The sequence below is a fragment of the Dyadobacter sp. CY343 genome, assembly GCF_021390335.1.
In the GTDB taxonomy this organism is placed as follows: domain Bacteria; phylum Bacteroidota; class Bacteroidia; order Cytophagales; family Spirosomataceae; genus Dyadobacter.
This window is the reverse complement of the sequence record NZ_JAJUXK010000001.1, coordinates 887,607-901,433: the sequence shown is the minus strand read 5'-3', so window position 1 is coordinate 901,433 and position 13,827 is coordinate 887,607. Positions and strand designations below refer to the sequence as shown.

Genomic DNA, 13,827 nt, shown 5'->3' with positions numbered 1-13,827 from the left:
CATGATTATTTCAGTTGAAGAGGCAGCCCGGAAACCATAAAAACAGCCTGATCCGCTTGGGCAGCCACATATTGATTAGCCCAGCCTTGCAGATCTGCAAATTTTCTTCCCAATTCCGTCTCCGGATGCACGCCCATCCCGATTTCATTGGATATAATGATAAGCGTTGCATCAATTCCGGAAAGCGCGTCAATTTCGGATTTGAATGCGATTAATGTCTGCTCCATACTTTGATCGTGCTCCATCCAAAGATTTGTTAACCAAAGCGTTACACAATCAATCACGGCGATGCGGTTTTCCAGCGAAAGCAAATGCAGTTCCCGCTGCTGTTCAAAAAGCGTCCATTCCGGCCCGCGCTCATTCCGGTGCAGTTCCACGCGTTTTGCAAAATCATCATCCCAGATTTTGGCGGTGGCTACATAAACCGGATTTGCGCTGCGTTGCAATGCAAGCGTCTGTGCATACCGGCTTTTTCCGCTTCTGACACCGCCGCTGATGTAAATGATCATCTATTCGGTCGTTTTAAAACGTTTATACAAAAACAATTGCCACTTTTCCTCGGCTACACCGGCCTTGTCCATTTCAGCGCGTGCGAGGGTGAAAAACAGATCCGATAAGCGGTTAATGTAAGCCGGGATGGCCTCATGGACTTCGTCGGTTTTCATGAGCGAAACCAGTCTGCGTTCACCGCGCCGCATTTGCGTCCGCGCAACGTGGCAGAGCGCAGAAACTTCATTTCCACCGGGTAACAGAAAGTAATCCGAAGGCGAGCTCATGCCTGCTTCCAGCTCATCAATCCACGTTTCGCAGAATGCCGCGCCGTCCACCGGCATCGGGTTTTTATTCTCCTTTTTGGCATCAGACGGCCGGGCCAGATGTGACATCATATCCATCAAATCTTTCTGAACTTTGTGCAGGCTGGACTGCCATTCATGTTCCGCACCGAGCTTGACGCGCAGCAGACCAATGGTCGAATTGGCCTCATCCAATGTGCCCATACATTCTACGCGGACATCATCTTTGTCCACCCGGCTTCCGCCGAACAATCCGGTTGTACCCTTATCTCCTTTTTTGGTGTAAATTTTCATTTCAGTTGTTTATAATAAATAAGTTGATGATCCGGTAGAACCTCCGGATGCAGGATTTTGATCAGATCGGCCAGCACATCCTGCGGGTTAACGGCGCCGGACTCCCAGTAATCGTTGGCACCCTGGTCGCTTGTTCGCTGGTGATAACCGTACACTTTTCCCGTTTTAAATGCTTTGAAATCTGCATAACGATTGTCTTTCGCAAGTAACTCTTGTCTGGTTTTCACATTGATAATACTCACGTTCAACCAAAAGTCAGCATCGAGCGCAACAGGATATACAGTTTCAAAATTGAGCGGCAGACTGCCCGTCGCCCTGGTTTTTTCCCAGTAATAACTTGCCCCCGCATCTTTCAGAAACCGGCATACATAACTGTCTCCATTCGGTACAAACCACGCATCGCGGGAGTTCATGCCCGTGATTACACTTGGTTTTGTGGTTGCATTGGCGCCTAATGCAGCGAGGCGATTGTAGTCTTTTTCTATTTTTTCAAAACGCCTGTTTACCTCATCCTCTTTGTTAAGCAGCGCGCCCATCAGCTTCACCCATTCTGCGCGTCCCAGCGGCGTCGTTTCCACCCATTCAGAGTTAACCAGGATTGGAATTTTGGCAGCTTTAAGCCCATTGAACCGATCCATTTTAGAAACCGGACTCCCGGTCGCCATCACCAGATCGGGCTGCATAGTCAGCAGCAGTTCTTCATTAAGCCCCTGATTTTTCCCTACTTCCTTTATTTTCCCTGCCTTGATCCGGTCCAGCACGCGCTGTGAAGAAACATATTGAACATTGCCCAATCCCGTCAGCACATCTTCGGCTTCCAGAAACCCAATGAGGCCAATGTGCATGGAAGACATTGCGACCAAACTCCTGACCGGGATTTCAATCAGCTGGCTTTCGGGAAAACCTGCCGGCCGCGCATTGCCGCGGGGCACAAGCAAATAAGTGGCCGTATCAGCCTGTTTTTCAAAAGGACTGATGATTTTGAGCACCTTATAATTTTTGTGGTAAGTGATCACAAACCCTTTGGCGTGCCTGATCTGCACGCGCTCTTTGAATGTCGCATTGCCCTCTCTGCGCAGTTCATTTTTTTCATAGAGCGCCGAAGAACTGCTGCAACCGGCTAGAATCGTGAGCAGGAAGAGCAAAATCTGCAAGTTCAATTTCATCCGGCTATTTGTTTAATGATAAAATCGGCCCTCTCCGCTGCGGAAACTTTGGGAAGTTCAGTCAGCCGATAACCGAGCGTTGTGTATGCAACTTTTATGGCTTCGTACAATGTGCAGGCTTCCGCGAAAGTCTGCCAGCGCTCGTCGTCGTTGACATAAATTTCCTTCCACGGCGGCGCGATGAAGACATTTGTGTTGTAGCGATGATTCGAACAGACTTCGAGCAGCGCTGGATCGATGGTGATTTTTCCAACATTTAAATAGGCAATGATATCGGGCAATCCGCGGTCAAAAAAGACTGGTTCAGTTGTGCTATCAGCAAGAAAATCAGCCTGCATTTTCTCCAAACATTTCCGGGCAAAACAGGGCAAATCGATCCAGGGCAGACACATTCCGCCCGCACCCATTTCCGCGCGGATCAGCTCGCGGGAAACTTCCGGAATGGTTTGAAATCCCGATGCTTCAAGTGCATTCAACAATGTGCTTTTTCCGGATCCTGGTCCGCCGGTGATTATAAATGAGGGCATTACGAATATTTTAACACAAACCATAAACAACATATCAGCACCATTGCCAGACAAACCAGGTGATTAATTCGACTGACATATTCAATTTCTTGCGGCTCAATCTCACGTTCATTTTCACCAATAAAAGGCTTCTGAACCAACATGCCGTGATACACATTCGGGCCGCCAAAACGACAATGCAGAATGCCTGCGAGTGCAGCTTCCGGGTAACCGGCGTTGGGGCTTTTGTGCTTGTTTCCGAACTTGAAAATGTGCTGCATTCCGCGTCCGCTGAATGTGACCAAAACTATTAATAATGCAGTTAACCGGGCTGGAATCAGGTTTGCGAGGTCGTCCAGCCTGGCTGCAAATTTTCCGAATTGCTCGTAACGGGTGCTGCGATAACCGATCATTGAGTCAAGTGTGTTGATCATTTTGTAGGCCATCATGGCTGGGACGCCGCCTAGCATATAATAGAAGAGCGGTGCCACGACGCCGTCACTCAGGTTTTCGGACATTGTTTCCAAGACTGCGATGCGGATTTGGTTTTCTGTGAGATTTGAGGTTTCGCGGCCAACTATGCGTAAGAGCTGGTTTCTGCCGGCGGTTAAGCCGTTTTTGTTGAGTTGGTGGAATACGGCTTTGCCTTCCTGGATTAAAGTTTTGTTGGCCAGGCCGTACCAGATTAGGATTGTGTTGCATGCAATTTCTAGCCACGAATGAGCCGCATCGGCGGCCGCAAATAAGGCACGAATACAATAACAAAAAATTAAAACAGCCCCAACAAGAATTATCGTTAACATGGCTCCCTTTATGAATCTGAATGAACCTTTGTTTAGTCGCTTTTCGCCCCAGGCGATCAGGTTTCCGAAGACTTTTACCGGGTGTGGCCAGGTTTCGGGATCGCCGAGCCAGAGGTCGAGCGCGTATCCGGCCAGCAGCGGAAAGATCAGTAATGCAGCTTGTTCCATGCTTTGAGCGCGTCGATGAGGAGTTGATTTTTTTCGGGAGTCAGCGTTGCCAGCCTGAAATGCTGCCTTGTTAATCCGCGGAAATTGCCTGCATCGCGGATCAGGATGCCGTGATGTTGAATGAGGAAATCTTTGAGCTGTGCAGCATTCCTGACCAATGTTTTGCAAAGGAAAAAATGCGTCGTGCTACCTTCTACGGCAAGGGCGTCATTTCCTTTGAGTTGTCTGACAAAATCTTCCTTTGCATTCCAGATTGCTGACATAGGAAGCTGCAATGCATTAAGGTTGTCAAAAATAAACTCCCCCGCAGCCTGCGCCATCACATTCACCGTCCAGGGTTGCTTGATAGCAGTCAGCTGCGCGACGATTTCATCATTCGCCAGCAGATAACCCAGCCGCAATCCAGGGATCGAATTGGTTTTAGTAAGCGAGCGAAGGATGATGACATTGCGGTATTTTTTCACCAGATCTATCGCGCTTTCGATGCCCATTGTAAAATCAATAAATGCTTCGTCGATGACGAAAATGCAACCGGGGCTTCTCTTAATCCAAAATTGCAGATCAGGAAAATAGCTGCCTGTAGGATTGTTGGGATTGCAAATAAAAACGACGTCCGACCGAAGCTGCGGCATTTCCAGTGCCTCTTGCCAGGGCAGGTAAGTCAGCTCGTGATTGAAAATCTGACATGCATCTTCATACTCGGAAAAGCTGGGTGTTATAATGGTGGTTTTGCTGTCTGAAAACAGCTGCGCAATCAGGTAAATGCTTTCGGTGGTTCCGTTGCAAACGAGCACGTTACTGGCTGGCAAGTTATCGTAGTCAGCTATTTTGCGAGTCAGGTTTTCGGCTAAAACCTGCGGATAGCGTTCGATCCTATCGATGTTTTCAAACAGATATGCTTTCAACCCAGCCGTTGCTCCGCCATGCCAGACATTGGTGCTGAAATCCGCGATGATTTCGCGTTCGTATCGGTAAGCATCGTCTCCGTGACCTGTCAGCATAAGCGCGGTTCTTTATATAAACTATTGTAAATCAAATTCATATCAACATGCTCACGGATCATATTCGCCAGCTTATCATATTGTTCTTTTTTAAAATCATGAATGGAAATGCGTGGTTTTTCAAGGCTGGCGGCATACGGTTTTAGCAAATAATCAATGACATGATCATTGTCGAGCATGCCGTGAATGTAACAGCCCCAGGTTTTTTCATTCAATAAAAAACCATCCTGGCGACCGTCTTCAAAAATGGCCACAGGTGATGGCTGGCCATGAATTTTCGTCGTGCCCATGTGAATTTCATAACCTGTGCTTTTGGCCGGATTGTTTAAAAAAGAAAAGGAACATTGCGTCGTGGTTTTTCTGGTTTGCAGCTCCGTAGTCAGCGGGAGAATGCCCAATCCCGTGATCGAGGCAATGCTCCCTTCCACGCCGTGCGGGTCTGAAATTTCAGCGCCAAGCATCTGATAACCACCGCAAATGCCCACCACCGTTTTGCCAGATTTGTGCGACCTCAGAATGGCGCTGGCAATGCCATTGTTCTTAATGGCGAGCATATCCTCGGCCGTGTTTTTGCTGCCCGGGATGATGATAATGTCTGCTTTTTCAATTTCGGCCGGATCCTGGCTGTAAAATAAATTAACCCGCTCGTCACTTTCAAGCCTGTCGAAATCAGTGAAATTGGAAAGTCGGGGGAGCAGAATGACGGCCACATTTACTTTGCCTGTTGCTGCCTGACGGAATTTTTTTTCGAGCGAAACCGAATCTTCCTCTTCAATGTGAATGTCCCGGAAGTAAGGCAACACGCCTACGACCGGCAAGCCGGTCAGCTCTTCCAGCATGCGTTTCCCGTCTTCAAAAAGACGGCTGTCTCCCCGAAATTTATTGATGATAATCCCCTGCATCAGCGAGCGCTCCTCCTCTGAAAGCAACGCGATTGTTCCGTAAACGCTTCCAAAAACACCTCCTTTATCAATGTCAGCGACCAGGAAAGTCGCGGCTCCGGCGTGGGCGGCCATTCTGAGATTGGTAATGTCCCGATGTTTCAGGTTCAGCTCTGAAATGCTGCCTGCGCCTTCGAGAACAATTGGGTGATATTTTTGCGAAAGTCGGTCAAATGCGGCTTTCACGGCAGCGAATAATTCGTGGCGATCATTGGCCATAAAATAGGCATGCGCCGACTGGTTGCCCACCGGTTTTCCATTCAAAATCACCTGAGAAGATTGATCGCTCGTGGGCTTCAAAAGCACCGGATTCATATCCGATTCGCACGGGATGCCCGAGGCTTCTGCCTGCACCACCTGCGCACGTCCCATTTCGAGTCCTTCCGCAGTTACATAGCTGTTTAAGGACATATTTTGCGCTTTAAACGGTGCTGGACTAAACCCGTCTTGTTTAAAAATTCTGCAAAATCCTGCTGCTATGACACTTTTGCCTACATCAGAGCCCGTCCCGACAAACATGATCGGCCGCAGCTTTCTATCTTTATTTTCAGCGCTTATTTCATTCATTTGGCTTGCAGATTGAGTTTGGAAGAAACTTTCTTGGTCAAATTCTGCTCAGACAATGTGTCCAGCGACACGCATTCCGCACCCAATGCAGCAGCCAATTCCGCCGCCCTGCCCATCCGTAAAAACCCGTTTTCCGTATCCATCACCATCGCCTCAACACCTGACATTCTGATCGAGACTGCGCATTCCAGCGCCTGCGCCCATGCGTCGCCACCGCCCGGAAGCGGGACATTGGCTTTTCCGTCACTAAGGAGGATGAGCAAAGGCATTGAATCCGATTTTCTTGCGTGTTGCTGCAATAAGTCACTGGCTAGCTGCAATGCGTGGGCGAGCGGCGTGCGGCCGCCGGTTGGGAGGTTTGTTAATGCCGCTTCGGCCATTTCCGTGCTTGAAGTGGGCGACAATAACACAGTTGCTTCCACACCCCGAAACGCAATGACGCCGATAGCATCTCGTTTTTGGTAAGCGTCGTTTAACAAGCTCAGCACGCTTCCTTTCACAGCTTCCATCCGCTTTCCCGCTGACATCGAGCCCGATGCATCCACTACAAACAGGATCAAATGCCCTGTTTTACCAGATTTAATGGCATAATGCACATCTTCTTTTTTGATTGAAATGTTATCCGGATTACGGATAATGGCGTTCAGCACAGTTTCCGTTGGAGCGATATTGTTTCCAGCAGAACTCGCTTCCGTGCGAATCTTAAATCCTTGTGGCGTGCCCGACGCTTTGCTTCTTCGCCCTTCAAGCCAATCATTGACATTGCCGCCTGGTTTTACTTGCAGCGCTGGCGCCTTTACATTGAGGTTTATTCCAAATATTTTTTCGTCCGGAGAGTCGGCACATTTCCCCTCACCGCATTCGCCCTCAGCATTTGACTTGTCTATGCTCGATTCGTCGTTGCCCGGCTCACTTTCAGGGCTGACATTAGATTCCTCTTTCGGTTTATTATTGTTCTTGGGATCAGCAGATTGATTATCAGAATTTTGCAATTCACTTTCACCATTGGGCGACTGGCTTCCTGGATTTGGAGATTGCATTCTTTTAGATCTGCGGTGTGCAAGCACGAGCGCCGCTGCCTGAGTTATGTCCGCCGTATTGACAAGCAAGCGATTATCAAACGCGGCAATTGTAATGGCCGTTTTGTACATCACAATGTCAGCGCGTAAGCTCGCTATGCCCGATTCAATGCACAATTGGCTAATTAGTGAAAGCAGTCCGTCGGGCATATCAACATTCAGCAGCAAGTTTTGAGCATTTGCTATCCGGACTTTCAGCGCATTTTGCTCATTTTCCCAATCTTGGCAAAAAGAATGCGGATTTGCTTCAAAAGCCATTCTACGCTTTACAACTTCAATTCTTGACAGCACATCAAAGTCTCCGCCGACTTCCACCATTAAACCAAACCGGTCCAGAAACTGAGGACGCAGGTTGCCTTCTTCGGGATTCATGGTCCCAATCAAAATGAATTTCGCAGGATGACTTGCCGAAAGGCCTTCGCGTTGAATTGTGTTAACTCCGGAAGCAGCCACATCGAGCAAAATATCGACGAGATGATCCGGCAATAAATTCACTTCGTCAATGTAAAGAATGCCGCCATGTGCAGCCGCCAGCAACCCCGGAAGCAGCTGTTTCTTTTTTTCCGAAAGAATGGCCTGCAAATCGAGGCTGCCCAATACGCGGTCCTCGGAAGCACCGATGGGCAGATCAACAAAAGGCACAGAAGTCGCTGTTTCGAGCTCGTTAAGCAGCGGCATAACTTGTTGCAATCCACGCGCTGCCGTTGTTTTGGCCGTGCCTTTTTCACCTTTGATGAGCACGCCGCCAATGCCCGGATTAACCGCGCAAAGCAGCAATGCCTGCTTCAACTTTTCCTGCCCGACAATGGCTGTAAATGGATAATGCTGCATTATTCTGTTCTCGTTTCGACTTCCGCCTCACTTTTTAAATACAAATCTTTTAACCCTTCCAAAATCGCTCCCGAAGGCTCCGCCCACATGCCGCGCTGGACCGCTTCCAGCAACCGTTCCGAGATCGCATGGAGCGCCCACGGATTGCTTTCGGCTAGAAAATCCTGCATAGAACCATCCAATGCATAACTTTCAGCCACTTTTTCATACATCCAGTCATCCACAACTTTGGCTGTTGCGTCATAACCGAAAAGATAATCCACCGTTGCCGTCAGTTCGAGGCCGCCTTTGTAACCGTGTTTTTTGATGCTTTCAATCCATTTCGGATTCACGACGCGGGTGCGGAAAACGCGCAATGTTTCTTCTTTCAAATCCCTGACAACCGGCCGGGCGGGATCCTGAGAATCACCGAAATAATGGCGCGGCTGCTTCCCGGTCAGGTTGCGAATGGTTGCGATCATGCCGCCATGAAATTGCAGATAATCGTCGCTGTCGAAGATGTCGTGCTCACGGTTATCCTGGTTATGCAAGGCGATTTCGACACCCGCAAGCTGCGTGCTGAATTCCGCCCGGGCATCAACGCCAGCCGCACTGCGCGAATAAGCATAACCTCCCCAGTTGAGATAAGCTTTTGCAAAATCAGCATCTGATTCCCAGTTCCTTTCATCGATAAGTGGCAGAATTCCAGCGCCATAACTTCCGGTCGCTGCGCCAAAAATGCGGTAAGCAGCGCGCTCCTCGGCTTCGTCGGTTGAAAGATTATTGTCCTTTTGCAATGCAAGAAGATCGTCGAAATAATGCTTTCTTACAAAGTTTTGAGAAAGCGGCTCATCCGCTGTGATCACCATTTGCACGGCCTCGTCCATGAGCTCGATCAAATGTGGAAATGCATCCCGAAAAAAGCCACTAATGCGAATCGTCACATCAATGCGCGGACGGCCTAATTCAGAAAGCGGGATCATTGCTACACCCGTGATCCTGCGGCTTTCGGCTTGCCAAACCGGCCTTACGCCCAGCAATGCAAGCACTTCGGCCACGTCGTCGCCCTGTGTCCGCATGGCGCTTGTGCCCCATATGCTGATGCCGACACGCTCGGGATAGCGATCTGTTTCTTTTAAATGTCTGTCAAGAACTTCTTTTGCGAGTTGCTGGCCCACTTCCCACGCGGCTTTGGAAGGCAAAACCCTTGGATCCACTGTGTAGAAATTGCGGCCTGTCGGCAAAATATGCGCCATTCCCCGCGTTGGTGCCCCGCTGGGACCGGCAGGAACGTAACCACCGCTCAGTCCATGCAGCAGGTTATTGATTTCATTTTCAGTCTGGGCGAGATTAGGGACCAAATGTTTACAAACAAATTCAAGGATCTGATAAATGCCTGAAAGTCTGCGATCTGCGGGGGGAATGTTGAATGTTTCAAACAATGTCTGGTTAATCGAAGCAACCTGGAATCCGTATTTCATTAATAAAGAAAACAAATGCTGCGACAGCTCGTCAAATGTTTCCAGCGCATCTGAGCCCGTCAAAACCGGGCGACCGGCGAGTTCCTGTAATTGTGGAGAAACGTGCGTGAGTCGCTCGCCCTTTTTTGCCAAAACCAAGTCGAGGTCAATGTTAAAGCATGCGGCCAGCTCCGACTGTAAACCCGGCACGTCGGCATTAGGCAACCTCGTCAGCGCTTGCACCATATCCACAAGTGATTGATCCAAAGGCATTTCGCCCAGCGTATGCAGACCATTTCTAGTCTGTGCAGCACCCAGTTCACACAAATAGCCGTCAATGTCTTCGATCAAATGTGCTACATCTTTTCCATCCATTTCGGCAATGCTGACCGGCACGCCTTCGGGCGTCATTTCATCGTCCCAATCGTGCTTGTGATCGCCATGATCGCGGCTGAGCATCGCCGAAAGGTCTGCGTCCAGATTGGTTTGCTTAATCAGTTCCCAGATCTGCCTTTGCAAAAGCGGTAACTTGGCCGGGTCCAGACTTTCAACCTGATAATATTCGTCCACCAACTGGGTGAGCTGCGCGAGCTCTCCATAGGTGTCCGCAGACGTCATAGGCGGCATCAAATGATCAACCACGACGGCATGGGCACGTCTTTTGGCCTGTGAACCTTCGCCGGGATCATTGATAATAAACGGATAAAACAGCGGCATATCCGCCAGAAATGCATCCGGAAAGCAATTTTCGGACAATCCAATTCCTTTGCCCGGCAACCATTCCAATGTGCCATGCTTGCCCACATGCACGATCGCATCAGCCTGCCAGTCATCGCGCAGCCAGCGATACAATGCATAATAATGGTGCGTTGGTGGCAGGTCGGGCTGGTGGTAAATGGCGTCGGGATCCATCCCGTAGCCGCGTGGCGGTTGCAAAGCCACAAACGCATTGCCCAGATCCAGTCCGGCTAATGCAATGTGCATGTTATGCACATAAGTTTCGCCCGGCGGCGGCCCCCATTGTTTGACCATTTTCTGTCGTGCCTGCTCGGGAAGTTCTTCAAACCAATGTTGATATTGATCAATTGCAACACGGCCCGGCGCCAGCGCAAGCTGCTGCGGCGTCAAATAATTTTCATCATACGAACAGCGGTCGATCAATTCGTGGATCAACGCCGTTCCTGACTCAGGGAGATTCGAAATTTGATAACCCTCCGCCATCATGGCATTCAGGATATTCATTAAAGAGGCCGGCGCATCGAGCCCGACTGCATTACCAACCTGCGAAGCTTTTGTATTTGAATTGGTAAAAATAAAGGCAATGCGTTTTTTGCTGTTGGGCAAATGTCTCAATCTTGCAAATCGAGCCGCCAGCCCTGCAACGCGGTCGACACGGTTATCAACGGCCTGATAACCTTTGTTTGCGATGCCTTTTTCCTTGAAAGAAACAGGAACCGTGATAATGCGGCCGTCAAATTCGGGAATGGCGACATTCATCGCGGTGTCCAATGGATTCAATCCGCGCGAGGACGTTTCCCAGGGGCCGCGGCTCATGCCGCTCGTAATGGCTTGTAAGATCGGCACGTCCAGCGCTGTCAGGGACGATTGCGGTTTGCTGACCGTCCCCGCAGGCTGTACGTCCGTCATGGCAAAAGATATTGTATTCACCAGCACATCCAGCTTCACGGGATTTTCGAAATATTGAAAGGCCTGCGGTTTGCCGGTGTTCGGATCTATGGATTTTAATGATGATGTAAAAACGGGAAGGACATTGAGCTGCTGATCTTCCAGCGAGCGGATCATGGCGTCCACAAAACTGGTGTTGCCACTGATCCAATGCGCACGATAGAATGTTAATCCTGCCGTCGGCCGTGCGGGATCGTGATATTTCAGCCAGTCGGAAATGTCCGCATTTTCGGGTAGATCGGGATGATAAACGCCGTGCTCGGGCAATGCTGCCGGTGGCTCCGCGCCAAAGCCGGTGATAAGCAAATGGTCTGACAGATAGCATAATAACGAATACAAATTGGCATAACCACCTGCATTCAGGTAATGCAATGTTTCCTGCAAAACATCGGGCGTAACGGTGGATACGGCGGCAAATTCCGGGTTGAATTCGCCGGTTCCACTGACGACGATCAGATATTGCCCGCGCTGATTGGCAAGATGAACGAGCTGACTGAACCCTGGAATCGTGCTGAGCCTGCCATGAACGCGGACGACAATGATCTTTGCCTCAGCCAGTTCACGTTCCAGCAATTGCTCCATTTGTTCTTCACTTCTGATCCCGGTCAGGCTCATGCCCATGGTTTTGGGAAAATCTTCGGGTAAAATCTGAATCGTGCGGTCGAGGGCCAGCAGGTCTGTGTCAGCGTGGGTCAGGAAGACGATGCCTTCTGTGGGCTGGGCAACAATCCCGGCCAAAGTTGCATTTTCGGAGCCTTTCCAGGTGTAAAATTGAAATACATATTCTGCCAGGTCAGCAGGCGGCACCAGATAGCGATCCGCCTGGACCATGCTTTCGATGTAATCGAAAATGGCCAGGATCTGCCAGTCATTGTTGATGGAATGAAACCAGACTGAATGTCCGTCGAACAGCAGCGTTACCACATTAGCCAGCGTGCACGGTCCAAGGCAGCCGCCTTTGGTCATGTGGACCTTATTGCGAAGCTTTCGTTTCAGCCATTCACTTTTATAAAGTTCCACCGGAACGGGCGCATATCCCCTATCCACCCGCCCGCAGCAGCACGCATTATAGCAATATGACAAATGTCCCCGGCGCTGCACGAGGTTGATCGACTTTCCGTCGGCGCGGGTAATTCGCTGGCGTTTGATTTCTTTCATATTAGCTTATAGCTGTTAGCTGTTAGCTCTTATTTTCAGCAGTTTTTTGATGAAGTTTCCGTTGTCGCCCCAATAGACGTGCATATAGGAAGCGAAGGTGTTTTTGTGTCTGGAAAGCCGGGTGTTTGTTTCAATGCCTTTTGCATTGAGGAACTGGACGGGCAGCTTTTCCAGCTCATTGGTGTGAAAATCCGAGTAATGAAATTCGTGTCCTTTGTATGCCAGATCTTCCCAAATGGCAGTGCGGTAACCCAATGTCATCTTCGTGTTTTGCATGGTCGTGCTGCATTTGAGCGCAGCGGCCATAGCAAATGTTTGTCCATTGTTAGCTGTTAAATTTTCACCCAAATACATTAACCCGCCACATTCAGCGTAAGTCAGTCCGCCGTTTTCGCTATAAGCCTTGATGCTTTCGCGCATGCTGTGATTATTGCTGAGCTGCTGTGCATAAAGCTCGGGATAACCGCCGGGCAAATACAGAAAATCGGCCGTCGGCATTGCGTCATCGTGGAGCGGACTAAACCATTTGATTTGGCCAAAAGCGGAAAGCACCTGGATGTTTTGGTGGTAAGTAAATGCGAATGCCTCGTCGCGGGCGATTGCTATTTGTAAGTTTTGTTTTGGTAAAAAATCAGTTTTATTAAGTGCTTTTGGTGTCCAATATTCGGTGATTTCCAACAAGCGTTTTACATCAACTGTCGCTTCGATTGCTTGTGCTGCACTTTCGATAATTCCTTCATAATCAGTTTCTGTTGAGATATGCAGTCCCAAATAGCGGGAAGGGATTTGGAGCCTTTCATTTTTTGGCAAATAACCCAAAGGCTCGATGCCCACATCTGCGCAGGCATCTTTCAAAAAACTATAATGCGATGCTGTGTTTACGAAATTGAAGATCACGCCGACAACATTGATCTGCTTTCTGAAATTTTTCAATCCATAAAGCAGCGGCGCAACGGAATAGGCCATGGACCTAGCGTCCATCACGAGAATTACGGGAATATCAAGCAGCTCGGCAATTTCCGCGCTGCTTCCCTTCATTTTGTCGGCCCCGTCAAACAAACCCATGACGCCCTCGGTAACCGACACTTCCGCAGCTTCGGAATACACCTGATATTGATCCCGAACATGACTTTCAGAAGCCATGAATGTGTCCAGGTTGATGCTGACATTTCCGGAAGCACGTGCGTGGTGGATCGGGTCAATATAGTCCGGGCCGCATTTGAAGGGCTGCACGGATAGTCCCCGATTTTTCAGCGCGCGCAGCAATCCCAGGGTAACCGTCGTTTTACCCGAATTGGTTGATGGTGCTGAAATTAGGAAATGCGATTTCATGCGGCTGCTTCCATTCTTTTAACTGATCTTGAATGTGTTAAAAGCTCCTTGCATCATTTTCA

At 49.3% G+C, this 13,827-nt stretch carries 10 protein-coding genes; all 10 read right to left on the bottom strand.

What is annotated here, in order from left to right:
* Positions 1 to 5: 5 nt before the first annotated feature.
* Genes cobU through LZG94_RS03655 form a run of 10 tightly spaced genes read right to left on the bottom strand, consistent with a single transcriptional unit; the run spans position 6 to position 13,765 of the window.
* Entirely contained in the window at positions 6 to 509 is a 504-nt protein-coding gene (gene cobU, locus LZG94_RS03700) for a bifunctional adenosylcobinamide kinase/adenosylcobinamide-phosphate guanylyltransferase (RefSeq protein WP_233790594.1), read from the bottom strand.
* On the bottom strand, positions 510 to 1,088 hold the full coding sequence (locus LZG94_RS03695) for a cob(I)yrinic acid a,c-diamide adenosyltransferase (protein ID WP_233790593.1): 579 nt from the start codon (positions 1,086 to 1,088) through the stop codon (positions 510 to 512). It lies immediately after the preceding gene.
* The gene (locus LZG94_RS03690; protein ID WP_233790592.1) at positions 1,085 to 2,254 is read right to left on the bottom strand and encodes an ABC transporter substrate-binding protein; all 1,170 of its coding nucleotides are present in this window, start codon (positions 2,252 to 2,254) and stop codon (positions 1,085 to 1,087) included. The genes LZG94_RS03695 and LZG94_RS03690 overlap by 4 nt, the downstream gene beginning before the upstream one ends.
* A complete protein-coding gene (locus LZG94_RS03685) occupies positions 2,251 to 2,781 on the bottom strand; it encodes an AAA family ATPase (RefSeq protein WP_233790591.1) in 531 nt (176 codons plus the stop codon). The genes LZG94_RS03690 and LZG94_RS03685 overlap by 4 nt, the downstream gene beginning before the upstream one ends.
* Positions 2,781 to 3,731, bottom strand: a complete 951-nt coding sequence (gene cbiB / locus LZG94_RS03680) for an adenosylcobinamide-phosphate synthase CbiB (protein WP_233790590.1) — start codon at positions 3,729 to 3,731, stop codon at positions 2,781 to 2,783. The genes LZG94_RS03685 and cbiB overlap by 1 nt, the downstream gene beginning before the upstream one ends.
* The gene (locus LZG94_RS03675; protein WP_233790589.1) at positions 3,710 to 4,732 is read right to left on the bottom strand and encodes a histidinol-phosphate transaminase; all 1,023 of its coding nucleotides are present in this window, start codon (positions 4,730 to 4,732) and stop codon (positions 3,710 to 3,712) included. Before LZG94_RS03675 ends, cbiB begins: the two co-directional genes overlap by 22 nt.
* Positions 4,726 to 6,240, bottom strand: coding sequence for a cobyric acid synthase (locus LZG94_RS03670; RefSeq protein WP_233790588.1), 1,515 nt, complete (start codon positions 6,238 to 6,240; stop codon positions 4,726 to 4,728). Before LZG94_RS03670 ends, LZG94_RS03675 begins: the two co-directional genes overlap by 7 nt.
* Positions 6,237 to 8,150 (bottom strand): magnesium chelatase subunit D family protein, encoded by a 1,914-nt coding sequence (locus tag LZG94_RS03665; protein ID WP_233790586.1) that lies wholly within the window; start codon positions 8,148 to 8,150, stop codon positions 6,237 to 6,239. Before LZG94_RS03665 ends, LZG94_RS03670 begins: the two co-directional genes overlap by 4 nt.
* Entirely contained in the window at positions 8,150 to 12,433 is a 4,284-nt protein-coding gene (locus LZG94_RS03660; protein ID WP_233790584.1) for a cobaltochelatase subunit CobN, read from the bottom strand. The genes LZG94_RS03665 and LZG94_RS03660 overlap by 1 nt, the downstream gene beginning before the upstream one ends.
* 15 nt (positions 12,434 to 12,448) lie before the next feature.
* Positions 12,449 to 13,765, bottom strand: a complete 1,317-nt coding sequence (locus LZG94_RS03655) for a cobyrinate a,c-diamide synthase (protein WP_233790582.1) — start codon at positions 13,763 to 13,765, stop codon at positions 12,449 to 12,451.
* Between the last annotated feature and the right edge of the window lie 62 nt (positions 13,766 to 13,827).

Coding starts and splice junctions, on each gene's coding strand:
- cbiB (WP_233790590.1), bottom strand. CDS start 3,731: ATGGAACAAGCTGCATTACTGATCTTTCCGCTGCTGGCCGGATACGCG.
- LZG94_RS03685 (WP_233790591.1), bottom strand. CDS start 2,781: ATGCCCTCATTTATAATCACCGGCGGACCAGGATCCGGAAAAAGCACA.
- LZG94_RS03665 (WP_233790586.1), bottom strand. CDS start 8,150: ATGCAGCATTATCCATTTACAGCCATTGTCGGGCAGGAAAAGTTGAAG.
- LZG94_RS03670 (WP_233790588.1), bottom strand. CDS start 6,240: ATGAATGAAATAAGCGCTGAAAATAAAGATAGAAAGCTGCGGCCGATC.
- LZG94_RS03695 (WP_233790593.1), bottom strand. CDS start 1,088: ATGAAAATTTACACCAAAAAAGGAGATAAGGGTACAACCGGATTGTTC.
- LZG94_RS03655 (WP_233790582.1), bottom strand. CDS start 13,765: ATGAAATCGCATTTCCTAATTTCAGCACCATCAACCAATTCGGGTAAA.
- LZG94_RS03675 (WP_233790589.1), bottom strand. CDS start 4,732: ATGCTGACAGGTCACGGAGACGATGCTTACCGATACGAACGCGAAATC.
- LZG94_RS03690 (WP_233790592.1), bottom strand. CDS start 2,254: ATGAAATTGAACTTGCAGATTTTGCTCTTCCTGCTCACGATTCTAGCC.
- LZG94_RS03660 (WP_233790584.1), bottom strand. CDS start 12,433: ATGAAAGAAATCAAACGCCAGCGAATTACCCGCGCCGACGGAAAGTCG.
- cobU (WP_233790594.1), bottom strand. CDS start 509: ATGATCATTTACATCAGCGGCGGTGTCAGAAGCGGAAAAAGCCGGTAT.